General features: G+C 67.1%; 18 protein-coding genes. 13 read left to right on the top strand and 5 right to left on the bottom strand.

The window, feature by feature from the left end; translation table 11 throughout:
- Positions 1–97: 97 nt before the first annotated feature.
- The 4 genes from dnaX to QRO93_RS03095 all read left to right on the top strand — a co-directional run bounded on the left by dnaX (position 98) and on the right by QRO93_RS03095 (position 3,643).
- Positions 98–2,149 carry a DNA polymerase III subunit gamma/tau gene (dnaX, locus tag QRO93_RS03110; RefSeq protein WP_180880866.1) on the top strand — a complete coding sequence of 684 codons (2,052 nt, stop codon included), beginning with the start codon at positions 98–100 and terminating at the stop codon, positions 2,147–2,149.
- A gap of 6 nt (positions 2,150–2,155) precedes the next feature.
- Complete coding sequence (locus QRO93_RS03105) at positions 2,156–2,476, top strand: YbaB/EbfC family nucleoid-associated protein (protein ID WP_004154630.1); 321 nt, start codon at positions 2,156–2,158, stop codon at positions 2,474–2,476.
- A 140-nt stretch (positions 2,477–2,616) separates the two neighbouring features.
- Positions 2,617–3,216 (top strand): recombination mediator RecR, encoded by a 600-nt coding sequence (gene recR, locus QRO93_RS03100; RefSeq protein ID WP_180880864.1) that lies wholly within the window; start codon positions 2,617–2,619, stop codon positions 3,214–3,216.
- Positions 3,217–3,283: 67 nt separating this feature from the next.
- Complete coding sequence (locus QRO93_RS03095) at positions 3,284–3,643, top strand: histidine triad nucleotide-binding protein (RefSeq protein WP_053448932.1); 360 nt, start codon at positions 3,284–3,286, stop codon at positions 3,641–3,643.
- A 78-nt stretch (positions 3,644–3,721) separates the two neighbouring features.
- Here QRO93_RS03095 and QRO93_RS03090 read toward each other — a convergent pair whose 3' ends face one another.
- The 4 genes from QRO93_RS03090 to QRO93_RS03075 are packed head-to-tail and all read right to left on the bottom strand — an operon-like array spanning position 3,722 to position 8,088.
- On the bottom strand, positions 3,722–4,249 hold the full coding sequence (locus tag QRO93_RS03090) for a Slp family lipoprotein (protein WP_004154632.1): 528 nt from the start codon (positions 4,247–4,249) through the stop codon (positions 3,722–3,724).
- On the bottom strand, positions 4,246–6,195 hold the full coding sequence (locus QRO93_RS03085) for a DUF3488 and transglutaminase-like domain-containing protein (protein WP_180880862.1): 1,950 nt from the start codon (positions 6,193–6,195) through the stop codon (positions 4,246–4,248). The genes QRO93_RS03090 and QRO93_RS03085 overlap by 4 nt, the downstream gene beginning before the upstream one ends.
- Positions 6,188–7,132 carry a DUF58 domain-containing protein gene (locus tag QRO93_RS03080; protein WP_180880860.1) on the bottom strand — a complete coding sequence of 315 codons (945 nt, stop codon included), beginning with the start codon at positions 7,130–7,132 and terminating at the stop codon, positions 6,188–6,190. The genes QRO93_RS03085 and QRO93_RS03080 overlap by 8 nt, the downstream gene beginning before the upstream one ends.
- 2 nt (positions 7,133–7,134) lie before the next feature.
- Entirely contained in the window at positions 7,135–8,088 is a 954-nt protein-coding gene (locus QRO93_RS03075) for a MoxR family ATPase (protein ID WP_180880858.1), read from the bottom strand.
- A 42-nt stretch (positions 8,089–8,130) separates the two neighbouring features.
- On the opposite strand from QRO93_RS03075, the gene QRO93_RS03070 reads away from it, so the two are divergent.
- Positions 8,131–9,966: a glycosyltransferase family 39 protein gene (locus tag QRO93_RS03070; protein WP_053448936.1), complete on the top strand. Its 1,836-nt coding sequence runs from the start codon at positions 8,131–8,133 to the stop codon at positions 9,964–9,966.
- 94 nt (positions 9,967–10,060) lie between these two features.
- On the opposite strand, the gene QRO93_RS03065 is transcribed toward QRO93_RS03070, so the two are convergent.
- Positions 10,061–10,630: a nucleoside triphosphate pyrophosphatase gene (locus QRO93_RS03065; protein ID WP_180880856.1), complete on the bottom strand. Its 570-nt coding sequence runs from the start codon at positions 10,628–10,630 to the stop codon at positions 10,061–10,063.
- A 112-nt stretch (positions 10,631–10,742) separates the two neighbouring features.
- Between QRO93_RS03065 and QRO93_RS03060 the strand changes: the two genes are divergently transcribed.
- The 8 genes from QRO93_RS03060 (at position 10,743) to fabF (ending at position 17,188) form a co-directional block, all read left to right on the top strand.
- The gene (locus QRO93_RS03060; protein ID WP_049457624.1) at positions 10,743–11,252 is read left to right on the top strand and encodes a YceD family protein; all 510 of its coding nucleotides are present in this window, start codon (positions 10,743–10,745) and stop codon (positions 11,250–11,252) included.
- Between the two features lie 107 nt (positions 11,253–11,359).
- A complete protein-coding gene (rpmF, locus tag QRO93_RS03055; RefSeq protein ID WP_004154640.1) occupies positions 11,360–11,554 on the top strand; it encodes a 50S ribosomal protein L32 in 195 nt (64 codons plus the stop codon).
- A gap of 91 nt (positions 11,555–11,645) precedes the next feature.
- Complete coding sequence (locus QRO93_RS03050; RefSeq protein ID WP_004154642.1) at positions 11,646–12,623, top strand: beta-ketoacyl-ACP synthase III; 978 nt, start codon at positions 11,646–11,648, stop codon at positions 12,621–12,623.
- 77 nt (positions 12,624–12,700) lie between these two features.
- A complete protein-coding gene (locus tag QRO93_RS03045) occupies positions 12,701–13,483 on the top strand; it encodes a serine/threonine protein phosphatase (RefSeq protein ID WP_285303943.1) in 783 nt (260 codons plus the stop codon).
- A 136-nt stretch (positions 13,484–13,619) separates the two neighbouring features.
- A complete protein-coding gene (fabD, locus tag QRO93_RS03040) occupies positions 13,620–14,564 on the top strand; it encodes an ACP S-malonyltransferase (protein ID WP_008268782.1) in 945 nt (314 codons plus the stop codon).
- Between the two features lie 82 nt (positions 14,565–14,646).
- On the top strand, positions 14,647–15,390 hold the full coding sequence (gene fabG, locus QRO93_RS03035; protein ID WP_004146899.1) for a 3-oxoacyl-ACP reductase FabG: 744 nt from the start codon (positions 14,647–14,649) through the stop codon (positions 15,388–15,390).
- Positions 15,391–15,542: 152 nt separating this feature from the next.
- Positions 15,543–15,782 carry an acyl carrier protein gene (gene acpP, locus QRO93_RS03030; protein ID WP_005408313.1) on the top strand — a complete coding sequence of 80 codons (240 nt, stop codon included), beginning with the start codon at positions 15,543–15,545 and terminating at the stop codon, positions 15,780–15,782.
- 143 nt (positions 15,783–15,925) lie between these two features.
- Positions 15,926–17,188: a beta-ketoacyl-ACP synthase II gene (fabF, locus tag QRO93_RS03025; protein WP_049457622.1), complete on the top strand. Its 1,263-nt coding sequence runs from the start codon at positions 15,926–15,928 to the stop codon at positions 17,186–17,188.
- Positions 17,189–17,274: the final 86 nt, after the last annotated feature.

The following is a 17,274-nucleotide window of genomic DNA, read 5'->3' as shown; positions in this document are numbered from 1 at the left end:
GGGCCGTGCGGCACTTCACAAGCACCCTGGTCAGGAACCTGCGAGGGGCGTGCCGGGGGCGAGGGGGCTGGACAGGCATGGCACAATGGAACATCCGATGGAAGACGGTGGCCTGATGTCCTATCTCGTCCTTGCCCGCAAGTGGCGTCCGAAGCGTTTTGCCGAGCTGGTGGGCCAGGAACACGTGGTCCGTGCGCTCAGCAATGCGCTGGACAGTGGCCGAGTCCACCATGCGTTCCTGTTCACCGGTACGCGTGGCGTGGGCAAGACCACCATCGCGCGCATCTTCGCCAAGTCGCTGAACTGCGAGCAGGGCACCAGCGCCGACCCGTGTGGCCAGTGCGCGGCCTGCCTGGACATCGACGCCGGCCGTTACATCGACCTGCTGGAGATCGACGCCGCGTCCAACACCGGCGTGGACGACGTGCGCGAGGTGATCGAGAACGCGCAGTACATGCCGTCGCGCGGCAAGTTCAAGGTCTACCTGATCGACGAAGTGCACATGCTGTCCAAGGCGGCGTTCAACGCGCTGCTGAAGACGCTGGAAGAGCCGCCGGAACACGTCAAGTTCCTGCTGGCCACCACCGACCCGCAGAAGCTGCCGGTGACCGTGCTCAGCCGCTGCCTGCAGTTCAATCTCAAGCGCCTGGACGAGGATCAGATCCAGGGCCAGATGACCCGCATCCTGGCGGCGGAAGACATCGAGGCCGACGACAGCGCGATCGTGCAGCTGGCCAAGGCCGCTGACGGCAGCCTGCGTGACGGCCTGTCGCTGCTGGATCAGGCGATCGCCTATGCCGGCGGCGCGCTGCGCGAGGATGTGGTGCGCACCATGCTGGGCACGGTCGACCGCACCCAGGTGGCGGCGATGCTGGATGCGCTGGCCGAGGGCGATGGCCCGCGCCTGTTGCAGGTGGTGGCCGCGCTGGCCGAGTTCTCGCCGGACTGGAGTGGCGTGCTGGAAGCGCTGGCCGAAGGCCTGCACCGTATCCAGGTGCAGCAGCTGGTGCCGGGTGCGGCCGTTGCCGAAGGCCTGGATGCCACCGCCTTTGCCGAGCGCCTGCGCCCTGAAGTGGTGCAGCTCTGGTACCAGATGGCCTTGAACGGTCGTCGTGACCTGCCGCTGGCGCCGAGCCCGCGTGCCGGCTTCGAGATGGCGGTGCTGCGCATGCTGGCGTTCCGTCCGGCCGCCGCGGTACCGCCGGTACCGAAGTCGGTGGAAGGTGCCGCAGGAGGCAACGTTGCCGGTGGTGGCAGCGGCGCCGGGACCCACGATGCGACGCCGGCCGCTGCCGCCGCTTCGGCAGGCCCGGCCGCGACGGCACAGGTGGCTGCCCCAATGCAGGCCGCACCGCGCGAACCCGATCCCGAACCTGAGCCGGCCCCGCAACCGGAGCCGGAGCCAACGCCGGAACCCGAGCCGGTGCCGGTGCAAGAGCCCGTGCAGCCGCCGCCGATGAAGGCCGACGTGGAAGCGCAGATGCCGCCGGCTGAGCCAGCGGCGAGCGACGACCTGCCGCCGTGGGCCACCGATGAGGCCGAGGCCCGCGACGAGGCGCTGGCGGTCGAGATGGCCGGCCCGGACGCGGCCATGGTGGCGCCCTGGCAGGAACCGCCAACCCCGGTGGCAGCGCCGGCTGAAGCGGAACCTGCCGAGCGGGAGCGTCCATTCCGCACCGAAGGCATCGCCATCGCCCCGGCCGAGCCGGCGATGGTGCGCGACGCCGCGCCGCTGGACGGTGTCAGCGAACTGGCCAGCGCCGAGGACTGGCTGGATCTGGTCGCCAACAGCGGCCTCAGCGGCCCTTCGCGACAGCTGGCCGCCAACGCCGCCTTCATCAGCTGCCAGCACGGGACCTTGAAACTGGGCCTTTCGCCCGGATTTGAATACCTGCGCTCCGAGCGCGCGCTGGCTGCCCTGGGCGAGATGCTGCAGAAGGCTCTTGGCCAGGCGCCGAAGATCGTGGTCGAGACCGTGGAAACCGAACACGTTCCGGCCGAGACCCTGCACCAGCGGGCCGACCGCCAGCGTGGCGAGCGGCAGCAGGTGGCAGAGGCCGTTTTCATGGACGACCCGGAAGTGCAGGTGCTGATCCAACAGCACGGCGCGCGGGTTGTTTCCGATTCCATCCGTACTTTTGACGAGTAAGACACCATGCGCGGAAACATCGCCCAACTGATGCAGCAGGCCCAGAAGATGCAGGAGAACCTGCAGAAGGCCCAGGAAGAAATCGCCAAGATCGAAGTGACCGGCAGCGCCGGTGGCGGCATGGTCAGCGTGACCCTGACCGGCGCCAAGGAGTGCCGCAAGGTGCGCATCGACCCGTCGCTGGCCAGCGACCCGGAAATGCTGGAAGACCTGATCGCGGCCGCTTTCAACGACGCCTCGAACAAGATCGATGCCGAGTCGAAGTCGAAGATGGGTTCGGCCACCGCCGGCATGCAGCTGCCGCCGGGCATGAAGCTGCCGTTCTGATGCGTGATATGGCACCCGGTTATCGGGTGCCATCGACCGCGTAGAGTCGAGCTTGCTCGACGCCACCGGGCGCTTCAGTCGAGCAAGCTCGACTCTACACATAGCCGTCGAGCTTGCTCGACTCTACAAAGCCTGTCGCCGTGTCCGCACTCCTGCTTGAACAATTGATCGACGCACTGCGGGTGCTGCCTGGCGTGGGCCAGAAGACCGCGCAGCGCATGGCCTACCATCTGCTCGAGCGAGAGCGCGAAGGTGGCCAGCGCCTGGCCGAGACCCTGGCGCTGGCGGTGGAGCGCATCGGCCACTGCGCGCAGTGCCGCGACTTCAGCGAAACCGAGCTGTGCCCGACCTGTGCCAACAGCAGCCGCGAACGCAGCCAGCTGTGCGTGGTCGAATCGCCGGCGGACCGCCTGGCCATCGAGAACGCAACGGGGTTCCGTGGCGTCTACTTCGTGCTGCAGGGCCGGTTGTCGCCGCTCGATGGCATCGGCCCGCGCGAACTGGGGCTGGAGCAGCTGGAGAACCGCCTGGCCGAAGGCGAGGTGCAGGAGTTGATCATCGCCACCAGCGCGACCGTCGAGGGAGAGGCCACCGCGCACTACCTGGCGCAGCTGGCACGCGCGCGCAAGGTGCAGCCCAGCCGCCTGGCACAGGGCCTGCCGCTCGGCGGCGAGCTTGAATACGTTGACCGCGGCACGCTGTCGCACGCGTTCGGAACGCGCAGCGAATTCCGCGATTGAGCAGGCGCTGGGCATGGCCCGGCGCGGCCGGCCTACAATGCGGACGACATCCCCGCCGAGGCCGACCATGAGCACCGAAACCCTCTTCAGCAAGATCATCCGTCGCGAGATCCCGGCCACCATCGTCTACGAGGATGACGAGGTGCTGGGCTTCAAGGACATCGCGCCGCAGGCGCCGGTGCATGTGCTGTTCATTCCGAAGAACGAGGTCATCCCGACCCTGGACGACCTGCAGCCGTCGCAGGCGCACCTGATCGGCAAGCTGGCACTGGCCGCGGCCGAGTACGCGCGCCGCGAGGGTTTTGCACAGGACGGCTACCGCGTCGTGATGAACTGCCGCGAGCATGCCGGGCAGACCGTGTTCCACATCCACATGCATCTGCTTGCCGGTGGACCGCTGGGCCATTTCGGTTCGCCGGGGCGCTGAATCCCCCGTCCACGCCCTGCGTGGATGAAAAAAGGCCGCCCGAGGGCGGCCTTTTCCGTCATGCATGCCGGCTGGCGATCACCACCAGCCCCAACGGCCGTAGCCGCCCCAGTACGGGCCATACGGGCCCGGGCCCCACGGACCATAGGGGTAGGGCACCACATCGACCTGGCGCTGTTCCGGCCACAGGTAGATCACGTCGGCCGACAGCTTCGGCAGGCGATAGTCGTAGTCGCCGATGCGGGTGTTCTGGTAGCCATCGATCTTGCCGATGAAGGTCACGTCGCGGCCGGCTTCAAACACGGCCGGGTCGTAGAAACCGGCGCGGCAGGCGATGAAGCGGCCGTCGCTGGCGTCGGACGAGGTGGTGTTCGGGCGGCCACTGGCATTGAGCGGGCGCGAGATCATCTGGAAGCAGGTCTCGCCCTGGCCAGGCTTGGTTTCGATGATGCGACCGCCCCAACGGACCGGCGTGCCGACCTGCTGGGTGGCGACCGAGTCGCGGGGGGAGACCAGGCTGAACTGTCCCTGCAGCGGCTTGGGAGCCGTGGCGCAGGCCGACAGGGCCAGCGTGGCCACGGCGGTGAGGAAGAACTTGGTGTTCATGGGGAGGCTCCGGAAGTCGGGCGATGCCTGCGCAGGTCCCGCAATAATGAAGCGAGGTCGGTGCAAGTTCCAGCGTAACGCGCGTCGGCGAAACGCTGGCTGAGTGCGAGGAGGGCAGGGTCGGGCCGCTGGGCGTGTACCCGATGCGCCCAGTCCCGTGCGGTTTCATGCAGCTCCCGGGCCAGGCCGAGTCGTGCATAGCGTCGCCCCAGCCGGTGCCAGGCGCGCAGCAGCGGATCACGTTCGCGTTCGCCGCGGGCCAGCAGCCAGGCCATCCAGGCCAAGGCCAGCAACGCGGCGATCACGAAGCCGGCGGCCAGCTGACCGGGGCCCAGATCAGCCAGCCCGAACGGCTTGAGCAGCTGCTGCTGGCGGCGTGCGTCGAAGGACAGCACCAGATCGTTCCAGCCGCGGCGCAGCCAGTCGCCCATCTGCCCCAGTTCCAGCAAACGCTGCTGCATCGGGTTGTCGGTGCCAGCCTGCAGGCGGTCGTCGAGGGTATCGAGGATGCGTTCGGGTGCCACCGCAGCGGTGGGATCGACCCGTACCCAGCCGCGCTGCGGCAGCCACACCTCGGCCCACGCATGGGCATCCATCCGTCGCACGATCCAGTAATCGCCAAGGCGATTGCGGGTGCCGCCGGCGAATCCGGTGACCACCCGTGCCGGAATGCCGGCATTGCGCATCAGCACCACGAAGGCGGAACTGAAGTGCTCGCAGAAGCCGGCCTTGTAGCCGAACAGGAACTCGTCGACCGGGTCGCGCCCGGCCTGGGGCGTTTCCAGCGTGTAGGAGAAATCGGTGGTGATCCATTGCAGTGCGCGGCGGACGATGGCCGCGTCATCGTTGCCTGCGTCATGCCGCCATTGGCGTGCCAGGGTGGCGGTGCGTGGATTGAAGCCATCGGGCAACTGCAGCGCCGCGCGCCGCAGATACGGCGACAAGGTGCTGTCGAAGCGCCGTGGTGGCGCCGATTGCAGCCGCCAGCGGCTGAGCGAGGCCAGCGCTCGGTCGCTGCTCAGGCTCATGTCCGCATCCAGCGTGCTGCCTGCGGGCGCCTGGCCCGGCAGATCCAGCGCGACCAGCTGGCGACGGTCGGTCGGCTCGTAATCGATCTGGTAGTCCCAGCGCTGCGTGCCGGCCTCCACCACCGCGGGCGTCCGCCGCGCGCTGGCGGGGTCGCGCATCCAGCGTCGTCCGTCGAATGCGGTCAGCACCGGCCCACGCCAGTAGCGCTGCGCCGCTTCGGGTACGGCACCGAAGAACTGCACGCGCAGTGCAGGCGTGTCGTCGGCCATCAGGTCCAGCCACTGGCCCGGTTCCATGCTGTCGGACAGCCCCGGGGTGCCGACGGCGCGCTCGGGTACCCCCCACAGTGGCGTCGCCAGGCGCGGGAACAGCCAGAAGCAGGCCAGGGCCAACGGCAGCCCGATCGCCAGCAGGCGGCCCACGCCGCGCAACTGCCCGTACAACGGCACTCGGCCTGCATGGCCTTCATCCTGGGCCAGGCGTTGCAGGGCCAGCAGCGCGCTGATGCCTGCCAACGCCGCCAGCACGGTTGTCAGCGGGCCCTGGTCGAGCAGGAACGCCGCAAACGGCGAGAACAGCGCGAAGCCGAGCAGGCTGCGGGCATCGCGAAGGCTGCGCAGCTCGCTGGACTTGATCGCCAGCATCGCGGCCAGCAGGGCACAACCGGTATCGCGCCCGGGGCGCACCATGCCCATCTGCCAGACGATGGCGGCGAGCATGCCGAGCACCAGCAGCAGGCGTACCGGCATCGGCAGCACCTTTCGCCATGACAGGATTGCAGTGACCACCGCTGTGGCTGCGATGACGCCGGCCAACAGTGGCGGCAGCTGCAGCAGCAACGGCAACAGCGCCAGCGCCGCGCTGGCCAGGGTCCAGCTGCGGGCAGTGCGATCGATCAGGGCAGGGGTCTCAGCCATGCGGCAACAACGCCAGTGCACGCAGGCACAGGTGGTGATGGCCGGCCCCCTGGCCAGGGCCGATCGCCGGATGTGCCGGCAGCAGCAGGGTGTAGCGCCGGCCCTCGCGCTCGGCCACATCAACCCAGCGCGCCAATCGCGCGATGCGGGCTTCGTGCCCCAGCGGCGCCAGCGTGCGCCAGTCGAGGATCACTTCGATGCCGATCGGCTTTTCATACTCGCGCACCAGCAGGCTGTCGCGGCGCGCGGAGTGCTTCCATGAAATGCTGCGCGGCGCATCGCCTGCACGATAGGGGCGCAGCTGGTGCAGTTCTTCGCCACTGGCATGGGCACGCGTGTGCAGTGGATCGTTGCCGCTCTCCGGCAAGGCCGGGGCCAGCGCCTCGGCCAACGGATAGACCAGCAGCGGCTGTTCCGGCCACACCCACGACCAGGCGCGCACCAGCCCCAGTGGCTGGGTGGTGGACAGGCGGATGCGCGGCAGTTCCAGCCAGCCGCGGCGCTCGCTGGGGACCTCCAGCTCGACCTCGCCACGCCCCTGTGGCGGCAGTGAGGTCCAGGCTTCGCTGTCACCCAGTTGCAGGTGCAGCCCATGCCGCGCACGCGGATCACGCAGCGACAGGTCCACGCGCAGGCGCAGCGGTTGCCCGGCCGCAACCGGTTCTGCCGAGATCGCATCGACCTGTACACCGGAAAGCTGCAGGTGCGCGGCGATGGCACTGGCAATCGCCGCTGCGGCCAGCAGCAGGGCCAGCAGCAGGGCCGGGTTGTTGTTGTAGTTCAACGCCCCCAGCAGCATCGCGACCAGCAGGGTGGCGACGAACAGCCCGAAACGCGTGGGCAGCACATAGATGCGATGGCGGTCGAGCTGCTGCGGCAGCGTTTCGGGCCGGCGCGGACGTGCCAGCAGCCGTAGTCGGGCCCAGCGCGTGGTCACCCTCAGTCCACCGCGACGGTCTGCAGGATCGCCCGCGCCAGCGCCGGTCCCGAGCTGGACTCGGCCTCGGCCACCAGCCGATGCCCGGCCACGGCCACGAACAGCGTCTGCACATCCTCGGAGACCACATGGCTGCGGCCCAGCAGCAGCGCATGCGCCCTGGCCGCGCGCAGCAGCGCCAGGCCGGCGCGCGGTGACAGGCCCACCCGTACGCCCGCGTGCTGGCGGCTGCGGGTCAGCAACGCCTGCACATAGTCGACCAGCGCGTCGCTGGCATGAATGTGGCCGACCGCTTCACGCAGCGCGCGGACCTGCGTGTCATCCAGCTTCGGTACCGCGCGCGCGATCAGGTCACGACGATCGGTTCCACGCAGCAGCTCGCGCTCCGCCTGGGCGTTGGGGTAACCCATCGCCAGGCGCAGCAGGAATCGATCCAGCTGCGAATCGGGCAGCGGGAAGGTGCCTGACAGGTCCACCGGGTTCTGCGTGGCGATCACGAAGAACGGATCGGGCAGGGGATGGGTCTGTCCGTCCAGGGTGACCTGCTGTTCGGCCATGGCTTCCAGCAGCGCACTCTGCGTGCGCGGGGGCGCGCGGTTGATCTCGTCGGCCAGCAGCACGTGGGTGAACACGGGGCCGGCATGGAACTGGAACTGGCGGCTGCCGGCCTCGTACACCGACACGCCCAGTACATCGGCCGGCAACAGGTCGGAGGTGAACTGCACGCGCTGGAAGGTGAGGCCGAGGCTGCTGGCCAGTGCATGCGCCAATGTGGTCTTGCCGAGCCCGGGCAGATCTTCGATCAGCAGATGCCCGCCGGAAAGCAGGGCGACAAACGCCAGCCTGACTTCCGGCACCTTGCCCAGCACCAGTGCGTTGACCTGATCCTGTGCCTCCCGCAGGGCCTGACGCAATTGATCGGTTAGCATGCTGGGATTGGGGGACGAAGCTGGCATGATCGTCTCAGTTCTGAATTTCACTTGATTATCCATAGAGCAATGCAAGGCGAACAGCGCGCACGGGCAATTTTTCTCTGGTTGTGGACGCTGGTCACAGCGGCCAAGCTGGTGGTGGCTGCGCGCCTGCCATTGTTCGTCGACGAGGCGTTCTATTGGCAGGAAGGGCAGCATCTGGCTGCGGCCTATTCCGATCTGCCCGGGCTGACCGCATGGCTGGCACGGCTGGGCGTGGAGATCGGCGGCCATCACGTGCTGGCATTGCGACTGCCGTTCCTGGCCATCGGTGCGCTGCTGCCATTGCTGGTGGTGCGCACGGCCACGCGCTGGTTCGGCAACGTGGCGGGCTGGCAGGCGGGCAGCCTCACGCTGTTGATGCCGCTGTCGGCGACGCTGGGCCTGCTGGCGGTGCCGGATGTGCCGATGGCGCTGGCGGCGGTGATCTGCCTGCATGCCGGTGCGCGCCTGCTGCACAACGTGGATGCATCATCGGCGATGAAGCTGGCGCTGGGCCTGATGATCGGCGCCCTCAGCCACTACCGTTTCATCGGCGTCATCGGTGTTGGCTTCATTGCATTGCTGGCGCTGCCACAGGGCCGGCGCATGCTGGCCGATCCGCGCGTATGGGTTGCGTTGGCGGTGGGTGTACTGGCCTGGCTGCCGTTGCTGGCATGGAATGCCGACAATCACGATGCCGGCCTGAAGTTCCAGGTGGTCGAGCGGCATCCCTGGACGTTCGAGTGGAACGGGCTGTGGTTCCTGGTGATCCAGCCGATGCTGGTCACCCCGATCCTGTGCATGGCGATGTGGAAGGTGGCGCTGGCCGGTACCCGCAGCGGCGGCGGTACGCGCGTGCAATGGCGCTACTTCGGCCTGGTGGGCGGTGTATCCACGCTGGGCATTTTCCTGCTCGGCTTCTTCACCGACGTCGAGCGCATCAGTTTCCATTGGCCGTTGCCGGGGTACCTGGCGTTGCTGGTGGCGGTGCCGGTGGTGCTCAACAGCTGGCCACGCTGGCTGCGCCGCACCGGCTGGTGGCTGGCGGGCGCGGGCATGGTGCTGGCCTTTGGCTATTACCTGATGGCCTCCACGCCATCGCTGCGCGAGCAGCTGGCAGGCAGCAAGTACTACCCGCGCAATTTCGCAGGCTGGCAGCCGCTGGCCGCCGCCGTGCGCGAAGAACTGCAGCAGATGCCGGCGGGTACGCGCGTGCTGGCCGGCAACTTCAAGGTAGGGGCCGAGCTGGGCTTCCAGCTGGGCGACGGTGACATTGAAGTGCTGCCGCACCCGCTCAACGACAAGCATGGGCGGACCGCGCAGCTTGCACAGTGGGACCTGCTGCACGCGGGTACACGCTCGGCGCCGATGCTGCTGGTGCTGTCGCCCAGCGATCAGCGCTACCGTGACCTGCTGGCGCGCTATCACGCCATCTGCGAACAGGTGGGGCCCTTGCCTGCACCGCGCGTAGTCAGCAGCGATCACGGATTCCAGCGCTTCCTGCTGTTCCGGTTGCCGCCGCAGCGCGCCTCGGGCGCATGCGTGACCCCGGCGATGGCATGGCTGGATGCGCCTGCCAATGGCGAGAAAGTGTCCGGCACTCTCGCCATCCGCGGGTGGGCCTTCAAGGATGGCGTCGGCCTGGCAGGTGTCGAGGTGCTGGTCGATGGACGCTCGATCGGAAGCGCGCGCTATGGCCGTGTCTTCGATGTTCGCCAGACCTGGCCGGACAGCACCGATCCGCAGCATCCGGCCGTGGGCTTTGATGCCACCCTGGACACGAGCACGCTGGCACCGGGCCGGCACTGGATGGGCCTGCGCCTGCACGGCCACGATGGCAGCGTGGAGGAATGGCAGGAGCAGCCGTTCGAGGTTCGTTGAACCTGCTTTTGTAGAGTCGAGCCATGCTCGACTGCTCTTACTGGCCTCCTGCCATCTACAGCAGAAGCAGTCGAGCATGGCTCGACTCTACAGGTCATGGCACCGCGAAACCTGCTTTGCGGAGCAACCCGCACAGTGCGATCAGCGGCAGGCCGACCAGCGCGGTCGGGTCGCGGTTGTCGATCGCCTCGAACAGGCTGATGCCCAGGCCTTCGCATTTGAAGCTGCCGGCGCAGTCCAGCGGCTGTTCGGCTGCGACGTAACGGGCGATCTCATCCCGTTCCAGCGCGCGGAAGCGCACTTCGGTCAGGTCGATGGCCGTGAAAGATTCTCCGGCGCGGCTGAGACAGATCGCCGTATGGAAGCGCACCGTCTGCCCGGACATCGCCGCCAGCTGCGTGCAGGCCGCCTCGACCGTGCCCGGCTTGCCCAGTGGTTGCCCGTTCAGGTCGGCCACCTGGTCCGAGCCGATCACCCAGGCGCCGGGATGGCGGGCCGCGACCTCGGCGGATTTGGCGGCGGCCAGGCGCGTGGCCAGGGCCAGCGGCGCTTCGCCGTTCAACGGGCTTTCATCCACCTCTGGGCGCGCGCAGTCGAACGGCAGGCCCAGCCGTTGCAACAGCTCGCGGCGGTAGCGGGACGTGGAGGCCAGGACCAGTGGCATGCGACAATACCGGGGTAGGGCGGGGCAGTCTGGCCGCCCGCGCTGCCAGCGGCAAGGCCCGTATGGCAGGCATTTGACACCGGCCCTCCCGATCCTTAGTATTCAGCGGCTTATGTCCGCGAACGTGCCCGAAACGCTGGATGCCTGGCGGATGGTTGTAGCGCGAAGGCGCTTCGACGGTCAGGTGTCCCTGGCTGAATTGACCCGCCTGCAGGGGTTGGTCGCAGATACCGACGGCGAGTGTGCCTACTCGCTTGAGTTCGGTCGCGACGACGTCTTGCGGGTATCCTATGTGGAACTGACCATCGATACCGCGTTGCCGCTGACCTGTCAGCGCAGCATGCAGCGTTTCCTGTTGCCGGTGAAGATGACCCAGAGGCTTGGCCTGATCCGCGACGAGGACGAGGAATCGTCCCTGCCGGAGGAGTACGAGGCGCTGCTGGTGCCGGAAGACGGCCAGCTGCGTCCGCTGGACCTGGTCGAGGACGAGTTGGTGCTGGCAGTGCCGGTTGTACCGCTGTCGCCCGATGGCGAAGCAGTCGACAAGGACTGGGCGCCGAGCGAAGAAGAAACGAAGCAGGCCAACCCGTTTGCGGCGTTGGCAGCACTGAAGAAACAATAGCAGCCGGATTGTCGTCGGCGGCTGCGGCGAAAGCGAAAGTGTGCTGGGCGCTGGCGTCCTGCGCGACGATACGACGAAGCAAAACGAACCGAGTTTGGAGCAATCCCATGGCTGTCCAGAAATCCCGTGTCACCCCGTCCCGCCGCGGCATGCGTCGTGCCCATGACGCCCTGAGCGCCAAGCAGCTGTCGACCGACCCGACCACCGGCGAAGTGCACCTGCGTCACCACATCACTGCTGACGGTTTCTACCGCGGCAAGAAGGTCATCCAGACCAAGACCTCGGCCGTCGAAGAAGATTGATGTGCCGGGAAGGCCGCTGCCTGCGGGCAGCGGCCTTTGCCTTCTTTCCCGGGCGTGCCGGTGATCGGCGGCCCGCGCAACAGGAAACATGATGAGCAAGCGGATCTATTCGAGGATCGCGGGCACCGGTAGCTATTTGCCGGAAAAAGTCCTGACCAACGCCGACCTGGAAAAAATGGTCGAAACCTCGGATGAGTGGATCCAGTCGCGCACCGGAATTCGTGAACGGCACATCGCGGCCGAAGGCGAAACCACCAGCGACCTCGGCTACCAGGCCGCGTTGCGCGCACTTGAAGCGGCCGGTATCGACGCTTCGCAGCTCGACATGATCGTGGTCGGCACGACCACGCCTGACCTCATTTTCCCCTCCACCGCATGCCTGATCCAGGCCAAGCTTGGTGTTGCAGGGTGCCCTGCCTTCGACGTCAACGCCGCCTGTTCGGGCTTCGTGTTCGCGCTGGGCGTGGCCGACAAGTTCATCCGTTCCGGCGACTGCAAGCACGTGCTGGTGATCGGCACCGAAACGCTGACCCGCATGGTCGACTGGAACGATCGCACCACCTGCGTGCTGTTCGGTGATGGCGCCGGTGCCGTCGTGCTCAAGGCCGACGAAGAGACCGGTATCCTCAGCACCCACCTGCATGCCGACGGCAGCAAGAAGGAGCTGCTGTGGAACCCGGTGGGTGTCTCGACCGGCTTCAAGGACGGCGCCAACGGTGGTGGCACGATCAACATGAAGGGCAACGACGTGTTCAAGTACGCCGTCAAGGCGCTGGACTCGGTCGTGGACGAAACCCTGGCCGCCAACGGCCTGGACAAGTCCGACCTGGATTGGCTGATTCCGCACCAGGCCAACCTGCGCATCATCGAAGCCACGGCCAAGCGCCTGGAGATGTCGATGGACCAGGTGGTGGTCACCGTCGACAAGCACGGCAACACCTCCTCCGGCTCGGTGCCGCTGGCGCTGGATGCCGCGGTGCGTTCGGGCAAGGTCGAGCGCGGCCAGCTGCTGCTGCTGGAAGCCTTCGGTGGCGGCTTCACGTGGGGTTCGGCCCTGCTGCGCTATTGATAGTGCAAGTTACGACAACGTGAAGTCTGTCGTTACGGCCCCCTTGGGGCCGTAACGCGTTTTAAGGAGGACCTGTCATGGTTGAGCCCATCGTCATCGAAGGGCAGCGCGCCTGGCTGAAGCAGTACGGCAAGGGAAGCCGCGCACTGGCCCTGGGCCTGCTCAATTTTGTTGCCCGTCGTTTCCATCTCGATGCCCTGCGCCCGCCACCGCACCGCGGCGGTGATGCCGCACGCGAAACCGAGGCCCGTCGCCTGGCAGAACTGCACGCGCAGGGCGTGAACGTGCCTGACGTGCTGGGAACCGGCCATGCGGCGCTGGTGATCGGCGACAACGGAAGTTCGTTCAATACCTGCCTGCGCGAGGCCGATGAGGCCGGCCGCGACCGGCTGGTGATGGCGGCGATGCAGGCCATCGCCGAGGCGCATGCGCGCGGTGCCTATTTCGGCCAGCCGCTGCCACGCAACCTCACCTGGGACGGCCAGAAGGTGGGTTTCATCGACTTCGAGGAAGATCCGCTGGAAGTGATGGACCTGGCCGAAGCGCAGGCCCGCGACTGGCTGATGTTCGGCTACGGCGTGGCCAAGTACTACGCTGAGCGCCCCGAGCACCTGCAGGCGATGATGGCCGAGGCGATGGGCGATGCCCAGGCGCCGGTGCGCGAGCATGTGCATGCGGTCAGTGGCCGCCTGCACGGCCTGGCCCGGGTATGCATGAAGCTGGGCCGTTCCGCGCGCGCGCTGGCCCATTCGATCTTCATCGCCCATGGTGCCAGTACCGCCGGCGTGCTGATGCTGGTGGGCCTGTGCGTGGATTTCCTCGCCGACGGCGACCTGGACGTGCTGCAGCTGTTCTGCTGAGTGATGCGTCCGCCGGGCCATGCTCGGCGGCTCGCTGGCCGGGCGGCTCCATACGCCTGCATACGCGCACGTACAGACGACACAGCGGATTCGCCCTTATCATGGCCCGCTTCGATTGCAACAAGCGGATGACCGCGTGACCGTATCCACCCTCGCTTTTGTCTTCCCCGGCCAGGGCTCGCAGTCTGTGGGCATGGTGGCCGAGCTGGCCGAACTGCACCCGCAGGTGCGTGAAGCCTTCACCGAGGCATCCGATGGTGCCGGCGTCGACCTGTGGGCGCTGTCCCAGGGTGGCCCGGAGGAAATGCTCAACCGTACCGAATACACCCAGCCGGCGCTGCTGGCCGCAAGCATCGGCGTGTGGCGCGCCTGGAACGCCGTGGGCGGTCCGCGCCCGTCGGTGCTGGCCGGCCATAGCCTGGGTGAATACACCGCGCTGGTCGCTGCCGGCGCACTGAGCCTGCATGACGGTGCGCACCTGGTGCGCCTGCGCGGCCAGCTGATGCAGGAAGCCGCGCCGGCCGGTGTCGGCGCCATGGCCGCCGTGCTGGGCGCCGAAGACCAGCTGGTGCTGGATGTCTGCGCCGAAGCCGCAGGCAGCCAGGTGGTGGTGCCGGCCAACTTCAATTCGCCGGGCCAGATCGTGATCGGCGGCGACGCTGATGCAGTAGACCGCGCGCTGGCACTGCTGGCCGAGAAGGGCGTGCGTAAGGCGGTCAAGCTGGCGGTCAGCGTGCCCTCGCACACCCCGCTGATGCGCGAAGCCGCCAACCGCCTGGCCGAAGTGATGGCCGGCCTGTCCTGGCAGGCACCGCAGCTGCCGGTGGTGCAGAACGTCGATGCCAAGGTGCATGACGGCGTCGACGCCATCCGCACCGCGCTGGTGCAGCAGCTGTACCAGCCGGTGCAGTGGACCGGCTGCGTGCAGGCGCTGGCCGCGCGTGGCATCACCCAGATCGCCGAGTGCGGCCCGGGCAAGGTGCTGACCGGCCTGGTCAAGCGCATCGACAAGGCCATCGATGGCCGTTCGCTGGCCACTCCGGGCGACTTCGAAGCCGCCCGCGAGGCATGGTCGGCCTGACCTCCCTTGTTCCTGCCGATCGTACCGGTGGCCGCTGCACGCGGCACGGGTACGGCGGCCGCCCCCGTCTGAGGAAAACATCATGAGCAAGCCCCTGCAGGGTGAAATCGCACTGGTCACCGGCGCCAGCCGTGGCATTGGTGCCGCCATTGCCGATCTGCTGGCCGCCCAGGGCGCCACCGTCATCGGCACCGCCACCACCGAATCCGGCGCTGCGGCGATCGGCGAGCGCCTGGCCGCCCACGGTGGCCACGGCCGCGCGCTGAACGTGACCGACGCGGCTGCGCTGGACAGCGTGCTGGACGGCATCGCCAAGGAATTCGGCCCGATCTCGATCCTGGTCAACAACGCCGGCATCACCCGCGACAACCTGCTGATGCGCATGAAGGACGAGGACTGGGCGTCGATCATCGACACCAACCTGACCAGCGTGTTCCGCACCAGCAAGGCAGTCATGCGCGGCATGATGAAGGCGCGCAAGGGCCGCATCATCAACATCGCATCGGTGGTGGGCGTCACCGGCAATGCCGGCCAGGCCAACTACGCGGCCGCCAAGGCCGGCATCATCGGCTTCAGCAAGTCGCTGGCCAAGGAAATCGGTTCGCGCGGTGTCACCGTCAATGTGGTCGCTCCCGGCTTCATCGACACCGATATGACCAAGGCGCTGCCGGAAGAAGCGCGTACCGCGCTGATCAACGACATCGCCCTCGAACGCCTGGGTTCGCCGGAAGACATCGCCCATGCGGTGGCCTTCCTGGCCGGCCCGGCTGCCGGTTACATCACCGGCGAAACCCTCCATGTGAACGGTGGCATGTACATGCCGTAAGCAAGGGGCGCAGGGATTGCGCCGCAAGTGGTTGATCTGCCGGGTTTTTTGCTGCGATGCAAGGCCGCGCCGGTTTCCACTACACTATCCCACGGCCATCGCCTTTGATGGCGACCACTTTTGAACCACAACTCCATCTGGAGCGAGATCCCATGAGCACCATCGAAGAACGCGTCAAGAAAATCGTCGTCGAACAGCTTGGCGTCAAGGAAGAAGAAGTCACCAACAGCGCATCGTTCGTCGATGACCTGGGCGCTGACTCGCTGGACACCGTCGAGCTGGTGATGGCCCTGGAAGAAGAATTCGAGTGCGAGATCCCGGACGAAGAAGCCGAGAAGATCAGCACCGTGCAGGCCGCCATCGACTACGTCAAGGCCCACGTCAAGGCCTGATGTCAGACGGCAGTGCGCGCGCGGGTTGATCCTCGCCGCGCACCGCACCCCATGGGGCCGCTGTTGCGGCCCCGTGTGTTTGGGCATCACATCGAAGCAAACCGAGTTACCCGTAGAAACCATCCGGGTCAGGAGAAACAGCAATGAAGCGTCGCGTCGTCGTAACCGGCCTGGGTATCGTCTCGCCGTTGGGCAATGATCTGGCCAGCAGCTGGGAAGGCATCACCCACGGTCGTTCGGGCATCGGTCCGCTGACCAACGTTGCTGATGCCTATCTGGACCGGTTCACCACCAAGATTGCAGGTGAGGTCAAGGGATTTGACATCACCGCCGACAACGAGCTGTTCGGCAAGTTCCGGGTCAGTGGCAAGGATGCCAAGAAGATGGACCCGTTCATCCATTACGGCCTCGGCGCCTCGTTCATGGCCCTGCATGACTCGGGCCTGGAGATCACCGAGGCCAATGCCGATCGCATGGGCGCCATCGTCGGCGCCGGCATCGGCGGCCTGCTCGGCATCGAAGAGCAGACCATCGAGTTCCACGAGGGCAAGAAGATCTCGCCCTTCTACGTGCCCAAGACCATCATCAACATGCTGCCGGGCCAGCTGAGCATCATCACCGGCCTGAAGGGCCCGTCGTTCTCGGCGGTGTCGGCGTGCGCGACCTCGAACCATTCGATCGGTACCGCGATGCGCATGATCCAGTACGGCGATGCCGACGTGATGGTGGTGGGTGGTGCCGAGCGTGGCTCGTCGCCGACCGCCGTGGGCGGCTTCTGTGCGATGAAGGCCATGAGCACCCGCAACGACGCCCCGGAACAGGCCTCGCGCCCGTGGGACAAGGACCGTGACGGCTTCGTGCTGGGCGACGGTGCCGGCATCCTGATCCTGGAAGAGTACGAGCACGCCAAGGCACGCGGCGCGAAGATCTACTGCGAACTGGCCGGTTTCGGCGCCAGCTCCGACGCGTACCACATGACCGCACCGAGCGAGAACGGCGAAGGCGCCGCGCGCTGCATGGTGATGGCGATGAAGGACGCCGGCGTGACCCCGGAACAGGTGGGCTACCTCAACGCACACGGCACCTCCACGCCGCTGGGCGACCTGGGCGAGACCATGGCGATGAAGACCGCCTTCGGCGACCACGCCTACAAGATGATGGTCAGCTCCACCAAGTCGATGACCGGCCACCTGCTCGGCGCCGCCGGCGGCGTGGAAGCGATCTTCTCGGTGATGGCGCTGCAGGACAATGTCATTCCGCCGACCATCAACCTGCAGCAGCCGGGCGAAGGCTGCGACCTGGACTACGTGCCGAACGAAGCACGCCAGGCCAAGGTCGACGTGGTGATGTCCAATGGCTTCGGCTTCGGCGGCACCAACGGCACGCTGATCTTCAAGCGCATCTGACCGGTGCGTGGCGGCGGGCAATTGCCCGGCACCGACTTGGTAGAGTCGAGCTTGCTCGACTCCGCCGTCATGTAGAGTCGACGGTG

The sequence above is a fragment of the Stenotrophomonas maltophilia group sp. Smal17 genome, assembly GCF_030237045.1.
Lineage (GTDB): Bacteria > Pseudomonadota > Gammaproteobacteria > Xanthomonadales > Xanthomonadaceae > Stenotrophomonas > Stenotrophomonas forensis.
Note: the sequence above shows the minus strand (reverse complement) of the source record. Positions and strands in the feature narration are given on the sequence as shown.

Excerpts from the sequence above, each read along its gene's own strand:
- dnaX (WP_180880866.1), top strand. The coding sequence starts at position 98 with ATGGAAGACGGTGGCCTGATGTCCTATCTCGTCCTTGCCCGCAAGTGG.
- QRO93_RS03105 (WP_004154630.1), top strand. The coding sequence starts at position 2,156 with ATGCGCGGAAACATCGCCCAACTGATGCAGCAGGCCCAGAAGATGCAG.
- QRO93_RS03095 (WP_053448932.1), top strand. The coding sequence starts at position 3,284 with ATGAGCACCGAAACCCTCTTCAGCAAGATCATCCGTCGCGAGATCCCG.
- QRO93_RS03090 (WP_004154632.1), bottom strand. The coding sequence starts at position 4,249 with ATGAACACCAAGTTCTTCCTCACCGCCGTGGCCACGCTGGCCCTGTCG.
- QRO93_RS03085 (WP_180880862.1), bottom strand. The coding sequence starts at position 6,195 with ATGGCTGAGACCCCTGCCCTGATCGATCGCACTGCCCGCAGCTGGACC.
- QRO93_RS03075 (WP_180880858.1), bottom strand. The coding sequence starts at position 8,088 with ATGCCAGCTTCGTCCCCCAATCCCAGCATGCTAACCGATCAATTGCGT.
- QRO93_RS03070 (WP_053448936.1), top strand. The coding sequence starts at position 8,131 with ATGCAAGGCGAACAGCGCGCACGGGCAATTTTTCTCTGGTTGTGGACG.
- QRO93_RS03065 (WP_180880856.1), bottom strand. The coding sequence starts at position 10,630 with ATGCCACTGGTCCTGGCCTCCACGTCCCGCTACCGCCGCGAGCTGTTG.
- QRO93_RS03060 (WP_049457624.1), top strand. The coding sequence starts at position 10,743 with ATGTCCGCGAACGTGCCCGAAACGCTGGATGCCTGGCGGATGGTTGTA.
- rpmF (WP_004154640.1), top strand. The coding sequence starts at position 11,360 with ATGGCTGTCCAGAAATCCCGTGTCACCCCGTCCCGCCGCGGCATGCGT.
- QRO93_RS03050 (WP_004154642.1), top strand. The coding sequence starts at position 11,646 with ATGAGCAAGCGGATCTATTCGAGGATCGCGGGCACCGGTAGCTATTTG.
- QRO93_RS03045 (WP_285303943.1), top strand. The coding sequence starts at position 12,701 with ATGGTTGAGCCCATCGTCATCGAAGGGCAGCGCGCCTGGCTGAAGCAG.
- fabG (WP_004146899.1), top strand. The coding sequence starts at position 14,647 with ATGAGCAAGCCCCTGCAGGGTGAAATCGCACTGGTCACCGGCGCCAGC.
- acpP (WP_005408313.1), top strand. The coding sequence starts at position 15,543 with ATGAGCACCATCGAAGAACGCGTCAAGAAAATCGTCGTCGAACAGCTT.
- fabF (WP_049457622.1), top strand. The coding sequence starts at position 15,926 with ATGAAGCGTCGCGTCGTCGTAACCGGCCTGGGTATCGTCTCGCCGTTG.